This is a genomic window from Thioalkalivibrio sp. ALE19 (assembly GCF_000428605.1).
Lineage (GTDB): Bacteria > Pseudomonadota > Gammaproteobacteria > Ectothiorhodospirales > Ectothiorhodospiraceae > Thioalkalivibrio.
Genome location: NZ_AUAG01000011.1, coordinates 20048 through 37274 on the forward strand (window position 1 = coordinate 20048; position 17227 = coordinate 37274).

The following is a 17227-nucleotide window of genomic DNA, read 5'->3' on the forward strand; positions in this document are numbered from 1 at the left end:
AGGTCCTAACACTCAGGAGTGGTATATGAACCTCACGCGGAGGGAATTCCTCGAAGTCATGGTGGCCGCCAGCGCGGCCGGCCTCGCCACCAATGCCTGGGCGGGCGAGAGCATCGACTGGCAGCGCGCGCCGTCGGATTTCTACGACATTTCTCCGTTCGGGAACGTGTCTCTGCTGCACTACACCGACTGCCACGCGCAGCTGCGCCCGGTCTATTTCCGTGAGCCGGACGTGAACATTGGCGTGGGGGACATGCAGGGCAAGCCGCCGGTGCTGGCCGGCGAGGCGCTGCTTGACCACTTCGGGGTCGAAAAGGGCACACCCGAGGCCCATGCGCTGACCTTCCTCGATTTCGCCGAGGCGGCCGAGAAATACGGTCGGGTCGGCGGCTTCTCGCATCTGTCGACGCTGGTGAAGCGCCTGCGTGCGGACCGGCCGAACTCCCTCCTGCTGGACGGTGGCGACACCTGGCAGGGTTCGGCGACCTCGCTGTGGACCGGCGGGCAGGACATGGTCGACGCGCAGAAGCTGCTGGGTGTGGACGTGATGACCGGTCACTGGGAATTCACTTTCGGTGACGAGCGCGTCAAGGAAGTCATCGAGAACGACTTCAAGCCCAACGGCATCGACTTCGTCGCGCAGAACGTCGAGGATCGCGACTGGGGTGACCGGATCTTCGAGCCCTACACCATCCGCGAGATGAACGGCGTCCCGGTGGCCGTGATCGGACAGGCCTTCCCGTACACCTCGGTGGCCAATCCGGATTACATGTTCCCGGAATGGTCGTTCGGCATCCGTGACGACAAGATGCAGCAGATGATCGACGAGGTGCGTCAGAAGGGCGCGAAGGTCGTGGCGATCCTGTCGCACAACGGCATGGTGACGGACATCGAAATGGCCCGCCGGCTGCGTGACGTCGACGTGATCATGGGCGGCCACACTCACGACGCGATCCCGGGTGCGCTGGAGATCGAGAACGCCGCGGGCGAGCGCACGCTGGTGACCAACGCCGGTTCCAACGGCAAGTTCCTGGGTGTGCTGGACCTGGATGTGAACGACAGCGGCATCAAGGACTACCGCTTCAAGATGCTGCCGGTGTTCGCCAACATGCTGGACGCGGATCCGGAGATGGAGGCGCACATCGAAGAGGTGCGCAAGCCGTTCGAGGACCAGCTGCGGGAAGAACTGGCGGTGACCGACGACGTCCTCTACCGCCGCGGCAACTTCAACGGTACCTTCGACGAGGTCATCGTCCAGGCGATGATGGAAGAGATGGACGCCGAAGTCGCGCTGTCGCCGGGTTTCCGCTGGGGCGTGAGCGTGCTGCCGGGCCAGCCGATTACTTTCGAAGAGCTGATGACCCAGACCGCAACGACGTACTCCGAGACCACGCGCAACGAGATGACCGGCGCGGATCTCAAGCACGCGATGGAAGACGTGGCCAACTCGATCTTCAACGAAGATCCGTATCGTCATCGCGGTGGCGACATGGTGCGCACCGGCGGTATCCGCTACACCATTGACCCGCACAAGCCGATGGGCGAGCGCATCACCGACATGGAGATCAATGGCGAACCCATGGATCCGGAACGGCGCTATGTAGTGGCGGGCTGGGCCGACGTGCATCAGCCGCATGACACGCCCCCGGTCTGGGAAGTGGTGGGTAACTGGCTGCGCAACCAGGATACGGTCAACGTGGGCGAGCCCTACCTGCCGAAGCTGAAGAACGTGGAGGGTGATCCCGGCCTGGCTCGCTAAGGCCGCCAGTTGCTCCGGATCCTTGTGATCCGGAGCCGGATTGTGAAGGGCCGTCCCGTGAGGGGCGGCCCTTTTTGTTGCCCCCGAGAGGCCGCGAGTGAAGGAGGGATCCCGGAAAGGCTCCCGGGGTGGTTTCTCGGGGTACCCTTGATGGGAGCGTGCTTGCACGCGAACAACGCGGGGTGTTGATTGGCGCCGCGATTCGCGGCCGGGGCCGCTCCACAGGGCGCCGAAGGGGCGCGTAATTACTTGGGGAGGATCATGGAAGAACTGCTTTTTTATTGCCGGGCAGGATTCGAAAAGGACCTGGCCGGCGAGCTGGCCGCGGAAGCCGCGCGCGAAGGCCTGGCCGTCTATCCACGGTTCGCTGAAGGGGCGGCCTTCGTCCGCTTGTTGCCGGCCGATGGCGATCCGGCACCGCTGCGCGACGCGTTTTCCCTGGATGAGCGGATCTTCGCGCGCCAGCGCCTCCCGGCGCTGCATCCGATGGAGGGCCTGTCACGCGAAGATCGGGTGAGCCCGGTCGTGGAACGGGTCCGGGCGAGCGGCTGGGCGTTTGAGGCCGTCTGGCACGAGACGCCGGATACCAACGAGGGCAAGGAGCTGGGCCGCCTGGGAAAGGCCCTGGAACGCCCGCTGGCCTCGGCCTTGCGCAAGGCCGGCGCGCTGCGCGGGCAGGGCGAGGCGCAGGGTCGTCGGCTGCATTGTTTCTGGACGGCCGGGGACCGTGTGCAACTGGGTCTGGCCGCGCCGGAGAGCAGCAGCGACCGCCCGGGCGGAATCCTGCGCCTGAAGGCCCCGCGCGCAGCGCCCAGCCGTTCCGCACTGAAACTCGAGGAAGCCTGGTTCCACTTCCTGACTCCCGAGGAGCGCGAACAGCGACTGGCGGAGGGCATGACGGCGGTGGACCTGGGGGCGGCGCCGGGGGGCTGGACCTGGCAGCTGGTGCGCCATGGCCTGCATGTCCAGGCCGTGGATAACGGTCCGATGGATGCCGACCTGATGGCCGGGGGCCAGGTGGAGCATATCCGCGAGGATGCGTTCACCTGGATGCCCCCGCGTCCGGTGCACTGGCTGGTGTGCGACATCGTGGACCGGCCCGGACGCGTCGCGGACCGCATAGGCGACTGGCTGGAGGCGGGATGGGCTGAAGAGGCGATCTTTAATCTCAAGCTCCCGATGAAGAAGCGCTACGAGACCGTGCGGGAATGTCTTGATCGGCTGGAGGGCCGGCTGGCCGGGCACGGATTTCGCGTGCACGCCCGCCAGCTGTATCACGATCGCGAGGAAATCACCGTGCATGCCCGTCCGGCCCGTGGTGCGGCCGGCTGAAGAAAACCGGGTTATTCGCCCTGCACGGTCACGGTGATACGCCGGTCGTGTCCGGCGTAACGGTGTTCCCAGAGGAAGACCCCCTGCCAGGTGCCCAGAGCGGGGCGGCCGCGGGTCACCGGTAGAGTCAGGTCATTGTGGGTCAGCATGGCCCGGGCATGGGCGGCCATGTCGTCGTCGCCTTCCATGTCGTGGCGGTAGGCGGGGTCGCCGTCGGGCGCCAGCCGGGCCAGTATCGTCTCCAGATCGCGCCGGACGTCCGGGTCGGCGTTCTCGGTGATCAGCAGCGACGCACTGGTGTGGTGCTGGAAGACGTGGCAGGTGCCGGTGGTGATGCCCGAGCGATGGATGATGTCGCGCACGGCATCGGTGACGGCGATGCTGCCGCGGCCCCGCGTGGTGATCGTCAGATCTTCCTGGTAAACGCTCATAAGCAACAAAAAAAGGCGCCCTCAGGCGCCTGATTTTCTTCAGAATGTGGTGGAGGCGGCGGGAATCGAACCCGCGTCCGCAGGCCCTCCGCCCTCGGCTCTACATGCTTATCCTGTCTTTGCGTTTAACCAGCCGCTACCCGACAGGCAGGGAAGACGTCTGGCGATCCCGGTTGAGTTTTAACGGATCCGCGCCGGGCACGCTTCACCGCGAGCTTGTGAGAGTCGACGCCCGATACTGGACGCACAAGCACGGCTCCAGTCGGACGGCACCCTACCGGGTTTTAAGCGGCGAGTGCGTAGTTGTCGTCGTTGGCAACTATTTTTTTGCAGTGATTTTTACGAGGCTCACTACATCCTCGGCATGCACCTCAGGTTTCGCGACCCGCGTCGAATCCAGGTCGCCCCCTTTGCAACTACTGGGACAGGGTACCGCAGTCGGAGTTCCCGTGCACCTCCGACATTCTCCCGGAGGTGGCGGTGCTCCGGTACAATGCGCGGCTCGAAACAGGTCCAACCACGGCACACCGGGTGAAGATGATGCGGGTTTTTGAAGGCGGCACGGCGGTTTCCTCCTTTCGACTGCGGACGCTGGAAACGGCGCTGGAGGAGCGTACCGGGGTGCCGGTCCGTCTGGCGGCGCGTCATCTGTATTTCGTGCAGTTGCACCGCCGGCTCCATGCGGGCGAGGAGAAGCGTCTGGCCGCCCTGCTGGACGAAGGCGAGGCCTGGTCCGCTCCGGCATTCGAGGCGGTGCGCGAACCCGTGGTGATCCCGCGTCCGGGCACGATCAGCGCCTGGTCATCCAAGGCCACCGAGATTGCCCATCATGCGGGACTGGAATCCGCCGTCGAGCGGATCGAACGGGGTACCCACTGGTATGTGGGTGGTGAGCTGCCGCAGGGGCTGGATCTTGTGGACATGGCTGCGCCGCTGTTCGACCGCATGACCGAGGCGGTCATCGAGGATCCCGCGGACGCGGGCGCCCTGTTCCGCGCGGAGACGCCGCGTTCGCTGCAACGGGTGGGCCTGGAGCCGGATGCCCGGAGCGCGCTGGCGCGCGCCAACGGGGAGCTGGGGCTGGCGCTGTCGGAAGAGGAGATCGATTACCTGGCCGAAGGCTATCGAGCGCTGGGACGGGCCCCGACCGACGCCGAGCTGATGATGTTCGCACAGGCGAACTCCGAACACTGCCGGCACAAGATCTTCAACGCCCGCTGGGTGGTGGATGGCGAGGAGCAGGACCGTACGCTGTTCGGGATGATCCGCGAGACCCATCGGCTCCATCCGGACGGGGTGCTGTCCGCCTACAGCGACAATGCCTCGGTGATCGAAGGCCACCGGGGGGTCCGGCTGATGCCCGGGCCCGATGGCGAGTATCGTCGCGAGGACCTGGATCTTCCGGTGCTGATGAAGGTGGAAACCCACAACCATCCGACCGCGATCTCGCCGTGGCCGGGGGCGGCCACCGGCTCCGGTGGCGAGATCCGGGACGAGGGCGCCACCGGGCGCGGGTCGAAACCCAAGGCCGGGCTGACCGGTTTTACCGTGTCCAACCTGCGCATCCCGGCGCATCCACAGCCCTGGGAGCGGGATTTCGGACGGCCCGATCGGATCGAGAGCGCGCTGAACATCATGCTGGAGGGGCCGATCGGTGCCGCGGCCTTCAACAACGAATTCGGACGACCGGCGCTGTGCGGGTATTTCCGCACGCTGGAGTCCGCGTTGCCGCAGCCGGACGGTGGAGAGGTCCTGTACGGTTACCACAAGCCCGTGATGCTGGCAGGCGGCGTGGGGTCGATACGCGCCGAGCACGTGCACAAGGGCGAGGTGCCCGCACAGACGCCGATCGTGGTGCTGGGCGGTCCCGCCATGCTGATCGGACTGGGCGGTGGGGCCGCGTCGTCGATGGCCAGCGGCTCGAGCAGCGAGGCCCTGGATTATGCCTCGGTGCAGCGTGGCAACCCCGAGATCCAGCGGCGCTGCCAGGAGGTGATCGATCGCTGCACCGCGCTGGGCGAGGACAATCCCATCCGTTCCATCCACGACGTCGGGGCCGGCGGACTGTCCAATGCGATCCCGGAGATCCTGGATGATGCCGGGCGCGGCGGGCACATGGAACTGCGCGAAGTGCCCACCGCCGAGCCGGGCCTGTCGCCGATGGAACTGTGGTGCAACGAGGCGCAGGAGCGCTACGTGCTGGCGGTGGACGCCGCGGCCCTCGAGACCTTCCGCGCGATCTGCGAGCGCGAGCGCGCGCCGTTCGCGGTCGTCGGGCAGGCGACCGATGACGGCCACTTGCGGGTGGATGACCGACTGTTCAACGAGCCGGCGGTGGACATGCCGATGGGCATGCTGCTGGGCGCCACGCCGAAGATGACGCGCGAGGACGCGCGCCGGGCCGCGCCGGTCACGACGCTGGAAACGGCCGGTACGGATCTGGCGGAGGCGCTGGAGCGAGTCCTCAATCTGCCGGCGGTGGCCGCCAAGCACTTCCTGATCAGCATCGGTGACCGTTCGGTGGGCGGCCTGGTGGCGCGGGATCCCATGGTCGGCCCCTGGCAGGTGCCGGTGGCCGACTGCGCCGTGACGCTGACGGACTTCGACGGGTATACCGGCGAGGCCATGGCCATGGGTGAACGTTCGCCGGTGGCGATCCTCTCGGGGCCGGCCTCCGGACGCATGGCGATCGGCGAGGTGGTGACCAACCTGGCCGCCGCGGACATCGAAGGCACCCGGACGATCCGCCTGTCGGCGAACTGGATGGCCGCTGCGGGGGTGTCGGGCGAGGAGGCCGCACTGTTCGATACCGTTCGGGCGGTTGCCGAAGATCTGTGCCCGCAGCTCGGCATCAGCATCCCGGTAGGCAAGGACTCGCTGTCGATGCGCACGGTCTGGCAGGACGCCGACGGTCACGAGCGCCACATGCATGCGCCGGTAACCCTGGTGGTATCGGGCTTCGCGCCGGTGACGGACGCGCGCCGGACCCTGACCCCGGAGCCGGATGCCCGCGAGGGGGGCAGCCTGTGGTTCGTGGATCTGGCGGCCGGCCGGATGCGGCTGGGCGGCTCGGCCCTGGCGCAGACGGCGGGTGGCATCGGTGAAGTGCCCCCGGATGTGGAAGATCCGGCGGCGCTGCGCGCATTCGTGGACGCGGTCGGCCACCTGCGCCGCGAGGGGCTGCTGTGTGCCTACCACGACCGCTCGGACGGAGGCCTGATCACGACCCTGCTGGAGATGGGCTTTGCCGGGCGTCTCGGCCTGGACATCGACGTGCCGGCGGGGATGGACCCGGCTGCCTGGCTGTTCAACGAGGAACTGGGGGCGGTCCTGCAGGTGCGGGCCGGGGCGGAGGAGGCCCTGCGCGAGACGATGCAACAGGCCGGTCTCGGCGCGCATCTGCACGAGGTGGCCCGTCTGCGCAGAGACGAGACGGTCACGGTCGCGCAGGCCGGGCGGAACCTGCTGGAGTCGACGCGCGCAGGGCTCCAGCGCCAGTGGCAGGCGACCACCCGACACATGCAGCGGTTGCGCGACAATCCCGAATGCGCCGACGAGGAATACGCACGCATCGACGCCGATGACGGACTTACCGAACGCCTGCATTTCGATCCGTCGGAAGATATCGCGGCGCCGTTCATCGCCAGCGGGGCGCGGCCACGCGTGGCGATCCTGCGCGAGCAGGGGGTCAACGGTCAGCTCGAGATGGCGGCGGCCTTCGAGCGCGCCGGTTTCCAGCCGGTGGACGTGCACATGACGGACCTGCTCGAGGGCCGGCGGGATCTGGCCGACATGCAGGGCCTGGCGGCCTGCGGCGGGTTTTCCTACGGTGACGTGCTGGGCGCCGGCGGGGGCTGGGCCCGCACGATTCTCAATCACGAAGGGCTGCGCACGCAGTTTGCGTCCTTTTTCGAGCGCAACGATACCTTCAGTCTCGGCGTGTGCAATGGCTGCCAGATGCTGTCGCGGCTGGCGCCGCTGATCCCGGGGGCCGGGCACTGGCCCCGCTTCGTGCGCAATCGTTCGGAACAGTTCGAGGCGCGCCTGTCGCTGGTACGGGTGGAGCCGGGGCCGTCGGTGCTGCTGGACGGGATGGGGGGCTCGGTGCTGCCGGTGGTGGTGTCGCACGGAGAAGGGCGCGTGGAATATCCCGGCGAGGCCCCGGTGTACGATCAGGCGGCGCTGCGCTACGTGGAGGCCGACGACTCCCCGGCCGAGGCCTACCCGGCCAACCCCAACGGTTCGCCGCGCGGGGCGACCGCCTTTACCAGCGAGGATGGCCGCGCGACCATCATGATGCCGCATCCCGAACGGGTGTTCCGCACCGTGCAGCACAGCTGGCACCCCGCGGAGTGGGGCGAGGACGGTCCGTGGATGCGTCTGTTCCGCAACGCCCGGGCATTCGTTGGCTGACCGACGGCCGCACAGGGGGAAATAATGAGCGAACAGGACTGGAGCGACTGGCTGGGGGAGACCCTGACAGTGAACACATCGCTGGCGGTGGGCCCGACCAGCCGTCCGCTCACCCACGGCGAACTGGCCGAGCGTCTGGTGGACGGTATCGAACTGTTCGAGGCCGGCGGTGGACGCAACCACGCCGCCCACGGGGTGGCGGACGAGACCGCCCAGGAACTGCAGCGGCTGGAACGCAAGCTGGACCTGCTGGTGCATCTGCTGGCCGAATCGCTGGAGCCCGAACGCCCGTCGGTCCGGCCGGTCGTCATCAGCCGTGGCGGGATCGTGCTGCCGGAGGGCACGCTGCCCGAAGATGCCGATCGTCTGGCGTTGTATTTGAGCGACTTTCTGCCCCAGCCCCTGGTGCTGGGTGTCGAACCCCCGACACGTCGTAACGAGGCCCAGTTGATCCGCTGGACCCCGCATGATGACCGCATGCACGACGCCCTGGGGCGGTGGATTTTCCGTCTGCATCGACGCGACGTCGCGGAGAAACGACAGAAAGTTGACGGGGGCGGGTGATCGCTATAATACTGTGATCGGCTTCACGTATGAGGCCACTCATACCCCGACCGGAGCCCTCACGGCATGGCGACACCCGAGGAAGACGACACCGGCCTTCACATCGCCCTGGGCGGCGAGCCGGATGCCGCCCGCGACACGCGGGCCGTCCTGGCCTCCATGGGGTGCGAGGCCGAGACACGCATCGACGCGAACGGACTCACCGACGGCCCTCGCGAGCCTGCCGCCATCTGGTTGTGCGGCCCGGCATCCACGGTCGCGGCCCAGGCGGATGCCGCACCCGACAGCCTGCCAGTGGTGGCCCAGCCGACCGACGGTGGCAAGGTGGAGCACCAGGCCGTGGACTGGGTGGTGGAACACCCGGTGTCGGTTTCCCGGGTGACCCAGATCCTGCAGTGGTTGCGGTTCGGCGGTCAGCGCGTGCATGACGACGTGCCCGGACTGGTCGGCCACCATCCGACCATGGTCGGGGTCAAGCGGCTGGTGGCGCAGGTTGCGCGAACCGATGCCACCGCGCTGATCCTGGGCGAGACCGGTTCCGGCAAGGAGGTGGTCGCCCGGGCGATCCATGATGCCTCGGATCGCGCCGACAAGCCGTTCGTCGCGGTCAACTGCGGCGCGATTCCCCCGGATTTGCTGGAAAGCGAGCTTTTCGGTCACGAGAAGGGTGCGTTCACCGGGGCCTTCACCGCGCGCACCGGACGTTTCGAACTGGCGCAGGACGGCACGCTGTTCCTGGACGAAATCGGCGATATGCCCCTGCCCATGCAGGTCAAGCTGCTGCGGGTGTTGCAGGAACGCGTTTTCGAACGGGTCGGGTCGAACAAGTCCATCACCACGCACGCGCGCATCATCGCCGCGACCCATCGCAATCTCGACGAGGCCGTGGCGGAGGGGAATTTCCGTCAGGACCTGTTCTTCCGCCTCAACGTCTTCCCTATTGAACTGCCGCCGTTGCGCGAACGCGCCAGTGACATTCCGCAGCTGATCACGGCGCTGGAGGAGCGGCTGCGCGAACAAGGGGGCAGCCCCGCGCACCTGACGCCGGCGGTGGTGGCTCACCTGGAACGTCTGGACTGGACCGGCAACATCCGCGAACTGGGCAATCTGCTGGAACAGCTGTCCATCATGTACCCCGATCTGCCGGTGGACCTGGGGCAGCTGCCGCCGCGCGTGCGTCCGGAAGGGGTGGAGGATCGCAGCGGTGCGGCGGCCGAACCGGGCGGGGCATCGGCCGGGTCGTCGGCATCGGCCACCGGCCCGAACATGCCGGGACCGGATGGCCTGCCACCGGAAGGCGTCGATCTGCGCGATTATCTCAACGACCTGGAACGCTCGATGATCGAAGCGGCGCTGGCCGATACCGGTCATGTGGTGGCGCGGGCCGCGCGGCGGCTCGGCATGCGGCGGACGACGCTGGTTGAGCGCATGCGCAAGTTCGGGCTGGGACGGGATTCTGACGGCTGAGCCTCCGTGGCAAGGCCTTGCCGCTGTCGAGATCCCGACGAAAACCGGCAACCTTGTTTGCAGGTCCCTGAATAACCGGGGTTTATTCATAGTGGCACACTAACTGCTTGAGGCAGTCCGAATCCCATCGACAGGACTGCACCGATGCCTCGAGCGACCCTTCTTCTGGTCAATGCCGACGCCGCCCTGCGTGAACGCGTGGTGCAGGTGCTGGCCACCATCCCGCGGGTTCGCCTCCAGGACTGCAACGAAGGGGAGCTCGAACGTTCCCTGGAAGCGCAGCGCCCCGAGGTCGTCCTGATCGCGCATCCCGCGACCGCCGCGCTGCGTGAACGGATCCCGGCACGGTTGCCGGTCGCGGTGATCAGTCCGGATGCGACCCATGACAACGAGATCGCCGCCATGCGCGCCGGCGTGGATGCCCATTTCGGCCTCCCGGACATGGCCGCGCCGCTGGCGCAGTGGCTGCGCGATCAGCTCCCCGGCCCCGGCACCCGGGCCCGGATCCCGGAAATGGTGGCGCACAGCGAGCGCATGCGTTCGCTGGATGCCTTTGCCGAACGGATCGCGCAAACCGCTGCGACGGTCTTTATTACTGGCGAGTCGGGGGTCGGCAAGGAGGTGCTGGCGCGGCAGATCCATGCGCGCTCGGCCCGGGCTCAGGGGCCGTTCGAGGCGATCAACTGCGCCGCTCTGCCCGAGGCCATGCTGGAGGCCCTGCTGTTCGGGCACGCGAAGGGGGCCTTTACCGGCGCGATCGAGGCGCGGCCCGGCAAGTTCGTACAGGCGGACGGGGGCACGCTGCTGCTGGATGAGGTGACGGAAATCCCCGTGCATCTGCAGCCCAAGCTGCTGCGTGTGCTGCAGGAACGGGAAGTGGAACCGCTGGGCGGGCGGCGCACCCGTCCGGTCGACGTGCGGGTGATCGCAACCTCCAATCGTGATTTGCGCAAGGCGGTGGCGGAGGGGGTGCTCCGCGAGGACCTGTATTACCGCCTGAGCGTGTTCCCGGTGCGGATCCCGCCGCTGCGCGAGCGGCCGGAGGACATTCCGTCGCTGGCGCGGGCGCTGCTGACCCGCGCAAGCCAGGGCCGGCTGGTGGAACTGGCACCGGAGGCCGAATCGCGGTTGATGGGGCATGACTGGCCCGGGAATGCCCGCGAGCTGGCCAACGTGATGGAACGGGCGGCCACCCTGGCCGGCGAGCGCAGCGACGGGCGGGTCACCGCCGAGTCCATCTGGCTGGATGCCGACATGCTGGAGCATGGCGAAGGTGTCAGTGCGGCTGGCGCTCCTTCCGTTCCGGCGGCTTCGGATGACGACATCCCGTCGGCCCCTCTGCTGGAACAGACCCTGCAGACCCAGGAAAGCCGGGTGATCCTCAACGTGTTGCGAGAAGCGGGAGGGCGACGCAAGGAGGCCGCGGAACGGCTGGGAATCAGCCCGCGCACCCTGCGCTACAAGCTCGCCCGACTGCGCGAATCGGGCATCCATGTCCCCCGCACCGGAGTGGTCTGAGAACCTGGCCCGGCATTTGCTTGGGATTGGGTTGAGCGGGGGCGAGGCACCGTCGTCCCGTGTGGAAGCCGGAGGTAACGCATGAGTGAAATGCAGATCCAGAACGTGTTGCAGCAGATGCGGCAGCTCTCGGAAAGCGGGAGCGTCGAGGCTCCTGCGTCCGGAGGCGGAACCGGTCAGGCCGGCGGCGCCGACTTCCAGAACGTCCTGCGTGACTCGCTGCGCAACGTGAACGAGGTGCAGCAGGAGGCGACCGATCTGCAGACCCGTTTTGAACTGGGTGATGAAAACGTGTCCCTGCCGCAGGTGATGGTGGCGATGAACAAATCCAGCCTGGCGTTCGAGGCCACCAATCAGGTGCGCAACCGCCTGCTGGATGCCTATCAGGAAATCATGCGGATGCAGGTGTAGGCCTGTAATCCCTCCGGAGAGACGTGATCATGGCCGCAGCACAGCAAACTCTGCCCGCCGTCGTCAGCGGCGGCATCAAGGATTTCGGCACCATGCCGGCCGGCCGGCAGCTGGCCCTGATCGGCATGCTGGCCGGTGCGCTGGCCGTGATCGCGGGGATCGTGTTCTGGGCGACGAGTCCCACCTTCGTCCCGCTGTATTCGTCGCTCGAGCAGGACGAGGCCGCGGAGGTGGTGACCGCGCTGGACGGGGCCGGCATCCGCTACCGCATTGATACGGATACCGGTCAGATCAAGGTACCGCGCGGCGATGTGGGTGAAGCCCGCCTGCATCTGGCCGGTGAAGGGCTGCCGCGCTCCGGGGATGTGGGCTTCGAACTCCTGCAGGAGGACACCGGGATCGGCACCAGCCGGATGATGGAAAGCGCGCGCCATCGCCGGGCGATGGAAGGCGAGCTGGGCCGTACCGTCTCCTCGCTGGATGCGGTCGAGCGTGCCCGAGTGCACATTGCCGAAGGACAGGATTCGGTCTTCGTGCGTGAACGCACGCCGGCGACCGCCTCGGTCACCGTGCACCTGCACGGGGGCCGCTCCCTGAGCGAATCGCAGGTCCGGGCCATCGTCCACATGGTGGCCTCCAGTACCTCGGACCTGTCGCCCGAAAACGTGACCGTGGTCGACCAGCAGGGCCGGTTGCTGACCGAGGACGGGATGGAAGAGGGCGGCATGCGCAGCAGTGGCGACCGTCTGTCGTTCCAGGGTCAGGTGGAGCGCCGTTATGCCGAGGCGATCCGGGACCTGCTGTCGCCGCTCGTGGGCGGCGACCGCGTGCGGGTCCAGGTATCGGCGGACATCGATTTTTCGGAAATCGAACGTACCGAAGAACTCTACGACCCCGACACCATCGCGCTGCGCTCGGAGCAGATCTCCGAGGATGTCCGCGGGGACGCGGGCGAAGGACCGATGGGCGTGCCGGGCGCGCTGACCAATCAGCCGCCTGCCGGGGGTGCCGTGGGCGAAGAAGAAGGCGAAGGTGCCGAGAACGCGGAGAACGGGGCGACCGGTGAACGTTCGGGCTCGGCGACGCGCAATTACGAAGTCGACCGCCGCATCGCTCACATCCGCGAAATGCCCGGCGGCGTCGAGCGGTTGTCGACCGCCGTGGTGGTCGATTTCCGCGAGGAAGTGGGCGAGGATGGCGAGGTCCAGCGCGTCGCACGCGACGCCGAGGAGATCGAGCGTCTGGAGAACCTGGTCCGCCAGGCAGTGGGCTTCAGCGAGCAGCGCGGGGATTCGATCAACGTGGTCAGTGCTCCGTTCGAGGCGCCGGTGGAAGAAGAAATCGTCGAGGAAGAACGCCCGTTCTGGACGCAGGCCTGGTTCATGGAGCTGGCCAGGCTCATCGGGGCGCTGCTGCTGGCCCTGATCATCCTGCTGACCGTGATCCGTCCGGCCCTGAAACATCTGATGAGCGGTGCAACCGCGCGCCCGGCACAGCAGCCGCAGGCGGAATCGGACGAGAATCTGGCTCTGACCGACCAGAGCGGGGAATCCGCGGCCGGTGGTGGCGGTCCCAGCGGTGAGGGCTCCGCGGTGGCTTCGCTGACCGGGCCCGAAGAGGATCAGCAGGAGATGGACCTCGAGGCCGTGCGGGGGATGGTGAAGGAAGATCCCAAACGCGTGGCGCAGGTAATGAAGACCTGGTTGAACGAAGATGGCCGATAGCAAGAAGTCCAAACTGGATGGCGCGGAACGGGCGGCCGTGTTCATGATGAGCCTCGGTGAGGATTCCGCCGCCGAGGTCATGCGCCACATGGGGCCCAAGGAGGTCCAGAAGATCGGCGCGGCCATGGCCAACATGGAGCGCATCTCGCGCACCGACGTGAACGCGGTGCTGGAGGACTTCTCCGGGCACGTGCGCGAGCAGACCGCGCTGGGTATTGGCGCCGATGATTATGTACGCAGCGTGCTGCAGAACGCGCTGGGCGAGGACAAGGCCGAGGGCCTGATCGATCGCATCCTGCTGGGGCGCAATTCCAAGGGCATCGACGCGCTGAAGTGGCTGGACCCGCGCGCGATCGCCGACATGCTGCGCAACGAGCACCCGCAGATCGTGGCGATCGTGATGTCGCATCTGGACGCCGACCAGGCCGCCGAGACCCTCAGCTACCTGCCCAAGCGGGTGCAGTCCGACGTGGTGATGCGCATCGCGACCCTGGACGGGGTGCAGCCCTCCGCGCTGCAGGAGCTGGATGACATCCTCGACCGTCAGCTTTCCGGCAACAACACCGCCAAGACCTCGATGGTCGGCGGGGTGAAGACGGCCGCGGACATCATGAACCTGATGGACGGGTCGCGCGAGGCGGAGATCATGGATACGGTCAGCGAGATGGACCAGGACCTGGCCGGGCGTATCGAAGAGCTGATGTTCGTCTTCGACAATCTGATCGACGTCGACGACCGCGGGATCCAGACCCTGCTGCGGGAGGTGTCCACCGAGTCCCTGGTGCTGGCGATGAAGGGTGCCGACGACGACCTGAAAGACAAGATCTTCAGCAACATGTCCAAACGCGCCGCCGAAATGCTGCGCGAGGACCTGGAAGCCAAGGGGCCGGTGCGCGTGTCCGAGGTCGAGGGGGCGCAGAAGGAGATCCTGCAGGTCGCTCGCCGCCTGGCGGAGAACGGTGAGATCGTGCTTGGCGGCAAGGGCGGGGAGCAGATGCTGTGAGCGTGCACGACGCCGGGTCCGCCAGCGCGGCCTCCCTGTGGGAGCCGCCGGAGTTCGACGAGAACGGCAACGAGCCGGAACAGCGGCGCCTGCCCACCGCCGCCGAGATCGAGGCGATCGAGGAAGAGGCGCGCCAGAACGGTTTCGAGCGGGGCTACGCCGAGGGCCATGAACTGGGCAAACAGGAGGCCGAAAAGGCGGCGCGGGCGCGCGAGGAAAAGAAGCTGCGCGAGGCCGTGGCGGCCCTGGAGTCGGTGGGTCAGGGCCTCAGTGATCCGCTCGCCGAAGCTGCTGATGCCCTGGAACCGGAACTGCTGTCGCTGGTGACCGCGCTGGCGCGCCAGGTGATCCGGGTGGAGCTGCAGACCCGACCGGAGATCATCCGCGAGGTGCTGGACGAGGCGATGCGGCAGTTGCCGGGGCGCAACCGCAGCGTGCGGGTGCACCTGCATCCCGAGGATCAGGCCCTGGTGGAGCAATGGGGGTCCGCGCAGGCGGGCGAGATCACCTGGATCCCGGACCCGGAACTGGCGCGGGGTGGCTGTCGGGTCGAGGCGGGTGCGTCCGAAGTGGATGCCAGTCTGGAGCGCCGCCTGCGGCAGGCCGTGGAGGCCATCTGGGACGGCCACGCGAGCGTGCCGGACACGGATCCGGAGCCGCGCGAGCCGGTCACGACGTCGGCGCATGACGGGGCGGGTACGGAGAAGCGAAAGGAACCCGGGGACGATGCGTCGGCCCGTGATGAGGAGGATCCGGCATGACCGCCAGTATTCGCGATGCCCATACACGCCAGCGCGAAGGGCTCACCGCGGGGCTGCGCGAACGGCTGGAGCAGTCGCGCGGGCGGGTCGAACGGGTGGCGGCCCCGCAGTCGCAGGGGATCCTGTCGCGCGTGACCGGTCTGACCCTCGAGGCCGAGGGCCTGCGCCTGCCGCTGGGCGGCCGCGCCCTGATTCATGGCGAACGCGGCGAAACCGTGCCCGCCGAGGTCGTCGGATTCCAGAACGACCGGACGTTCCTGATGCCGGAGGAGGCGGCCGCCGGGCTGGTACCCGGGGCCCGCATCGAGCCGGTGGACACCCAGCGTTCGATCCCGGTGGGCAATGGCCTGCTGGGGCGGGTGATCGACGCCCGTGGCGAGCCACTGGACGGCCTCGGGCCGATCCGAACGCATGATCGTGCCACCCTCAACGGACAGCCGATCAACCCGCTGTCGCGCGCACCGGTGCGCGAGCCTCTGGATACCGGCGTACGCGCGATCAACGCGCTGCTGTCGGTCGGGCGCGGCCAGCGGCTGGGCCTGTTCGCCGGTTCCGGCGTGGGCAAGAGCGTGCTGCTGGGGATGATGACCCGCCACACCAGCGCCGACGTGATCGTGGTCGGGCTGATCGGTGAACGCGGGCGCGAGGTCAACGATTTCATCCACGAGATCCTCGACGAGGAATCCCGCCGGCGTACGGTGGTGGTGGCGGTGCCGGCGGATCAGTCGCCGCTGCTGCGCCAGCACGGGGCCTGGGTGGCGACCACGGTGGCGGAACAGTTCCGCGATCAGGGGCTGAACGTGCTGCTGCTGATGGACTCGCTGACCCGCTTCGCCCAGGGCGCGCGCGAGATCGCGATGGCCATCGGCGAGCCGCCGGCCTCCAAGGGCTATGCGGCCTCGGTGTTCGCGCGCCTGCCGCAGCTGGTGGAGCGTGCCGGCAATGGCGACGTGGGCGGGGGCTCGATCACCGGATTCTATACGGTGCTGGCCGAGGGAGATGATCCGAACGATCCGATCGTGGACGCCGCGCGGGCGATCCTTGACGGGCATGTGGTGCTCTCGCGCGAGATCGCCGAGACCGGTCGCTACCCGGCCATCGACGTCGGTGCATCGATCTCGCGCGTGATGAGTGCCCTGACGACCCCGGAGCACGATAAGGCGGCACGGCGGTTCCGTGATCTGGCCGCCACCTATCAGCGCAACCGTGACCTGATCTCGGTGGGGGCCTACCGCAAGGGTGCCGATCCGCACCTCGACCAGGCCGTGGCGATGCATGACCGGCTGGAGCAGTTCCTGGCGCAGGGCACGACCGAGGGGGTGGATTTTGCCACCGCGCGGGATCAGCTGGTCGCACTCACCGGGGGCGGGGCATGAATCCGCAGCGCATCGAACGGCTGTTGCGTATCCGCCAGATCGGCGAGACCGAGGCGACTCGCGAACTGGGCGAACGCATCGCTCAGCTGAACGCGGCCGAGGCCCAGCGCGAGCAGCTGGAAACCTTCCAGCAGGAATACCTGGCGGCCTCCATGCCTCAGGACCCCAACACCCTCAAATGGCTGGCCGGCATGCGGCAGAAGCTACGCGAGGCGCTGGAACAGCAGGCCCTGCGCATCCAGGCGGCCGAAAGCCAGGTGGAGACGGCTCGCGAGCAATGGCTGGAACACCATCGCGACTGCATGTCGCTGGAAAAGCTGCTGGAACGCACGCGAGCCGAAGGCCAGCGTCATCAGGCCCGGCGGCAGCAGGTGGAGCAGGACATGTGGGCGACCCGCCAGGCCTTCGCACGGGAACCGGAATCCGGCGAACGCACGGTGAACTGGCAGGAATCTTGAAAGGTATGGA

Annotated in this window: 13 protein-coding genes and 1 other RNA gene; 12 read left to right on the forward strand and 2 right to left on the reverse strand. The window is 67.6% G+C overall.

The features are described 5' to 3' along the window. Positions 1-25 precede the first annotated feature (25 nt). Complete coding sequence (gene soxB, locus F787_RS0105740; RefSeq protein ID WP_018869542.1) at positions 26-1759, forward strand: thiosulfohydrolase SoxB; 1734 nt, start codon at positions 26-28, stop codon at positions 1757-1759. 261 nt (positions 1760-2020) lie between these two features. Continuing rightward, on the forward strand, positions 2021-3091 hold the full coding sequence (rlmM, locus tag F787_RS0105745) for a 23S rRNA (cytidine(2498)-2'-O)-methyltransferase RlmM (protein WP_028491588.1): 1071 nt from the start codon (positions 2021-2023) through the stop codon (positions 3089-3091). 11 nt (positions 3092-3102) lie between these two features. On the opposite strand, the gene F787_RS0105750 is transcribed toward rlmM, so the two are convergent. Both F787_RS0105750 and ssrA read right to left on the reverse strand, forming a co-directional pair. Further along, positions 3103-3522: a secondary thiamine-phosphate synthase enzyme YjbQ gene (locus F787_RS0105750; protein ID WP_019591440.1), complete on the reverse strand. Its 420-nt coding sequence runs from the start codon at positions 3520-3522 to the stop codon at positions 3103-3105. A gap of 47 nt (positions 3523-3569) precedes the next feature. Continuing rightward, positions 3570-3931, reverse strand: a transfer-messenger RNA (tmRNA) gene (gene ssrA / locus F787_RS16360). A 131-nt stretch (positions 3932-4062) separates the two neighbouring features. Here ssrA and purL point away from each other — a divergent pair. The 10 genes from purL (at position 4063) to fliJ (ending at position 17217) form a co-directional block, all read left to right on the forward strand. Beyond that, positions 4063-7935 (forward strand): phosphoribosylformylglycinamidine synthase, encoded by a 3873-nt coding sequence (gene purL, locus F787_RS0105755; protein ID WP_028491589.1) that lies wholly within the window; start codon positions 4063-4065, stop codon positions 7933-7935. Between the two features lie 24 nt (positions 7936-7959). Then, positions 7960-8499 carry a PilZ domain-containing protein gene (locus F787_RS0105760; RefSeq protein WP_018869495.1) on the forward strand — a complete coding sequence of 180 codons (540 nt, stop codon included), beginning with the start codon at positions 7960-7962 and terminating at the stop codon, positions 8497-8499. Between the two features lie 66 nt (positions 8500-8565). Then, complete coding sequence (locus tag F787_RS0105765) at positions 8566-9966, forward strand: sigma-54-dependent Fis family transcriptional regulator (protein ID WP_019591429.1); 1401 nt, start codon at positions 8566-8568, stop codon at positions 9964-9966. A 144-nt stretch (positions 9967-10110) separates the two neighbouring features. Continuing rightward, complete coding sequence (locus F787_RS0105770) at positions 10111-11484, forward strand: sigma-54-dependent Fis family transcriptional regulator (protein WP_028491590.1); 1374 nt, start codon at positions 10111-10113, stop codon at positions 11482-11484. 81 nt (positions 11485-11565) lie between these two features. Continuing rightward, positions 11566-11895 carry a flagellar hook-basal body complex protein FliE gene (fliE, locus tag F787_RS0105775; RefSeq protein WP_018869492.1) on the forward strand — a complete coding sequence of 110 codons (330 nt, stop codon included), beginning with the start codon at positions 11566-11568 and terminating at the stop codon, positions 11893-11895. A 29-nt stretch (positions 11896-11924) separates the two neighbouring features. Next, positions 11925-13619, forward strand: coding sequence for a flagellar basal-body MS-ring/collar protein FliF (fliF, locus tag F787_RS0105780; RefSeq protein ID WP_028491591.1), 1695 nt, complete (start codon positions 11925-11927; stop codon positions 13617-13619). Beyond that, a complete protein-coding gene (gene fliG, locus F787_RS0105785) occupies positions 13609-14622 on the forward strand; it encodes a flagellar motor switch protein FliG (protein ID WP_019022113.1) in 1014 nt (337 codons plus the stop codon). Before fliF ends, fliG begins: the two co-directional genes overlap by 11 nt. Then, entirely contained in the window at positions 14619-15383 is a 765-nt protein-coding gene (locus F787_RS0105790) for a FliH/SctL family protein (RefSeq protein WP_028491592.1), read from the forward strand. Before fliG ends, F787_RS0105790 begins: the two co-directional genes overlap by 4 nt. Beyond that, positions 15380-16759 (forward strand): FliI/YscN family ATPase, encoded by a 1380-nt coding sequence (locus F787_RS0105795; RefSeq protein ID WP_028491593.1) that lies wholly within the window; start codon positions 15380-15382, stop codon positions 16757-16759. The genes F787_RS0105790 and F787_RS0105795 overlap by 4 nt, the downstream gene beginning before the upstream one ends. Next, positions 16756-17217: a flagellar export protein FliJ gene (gene fliJ, locus F787_RS0105800; RefSeq protein ID WP_018869487.1), complete on the forward strand. Its 462-nt coding sequence runs from the start codon at positions 16756-16758 to the stop codon at positions 17215-17217. The genes F787_RS0105795 and fliJ overlap by 4 nt, the downstream gene beginning before the upstream one ends. Positions 17218-17227: the final 10 nt, after the last annotated feature.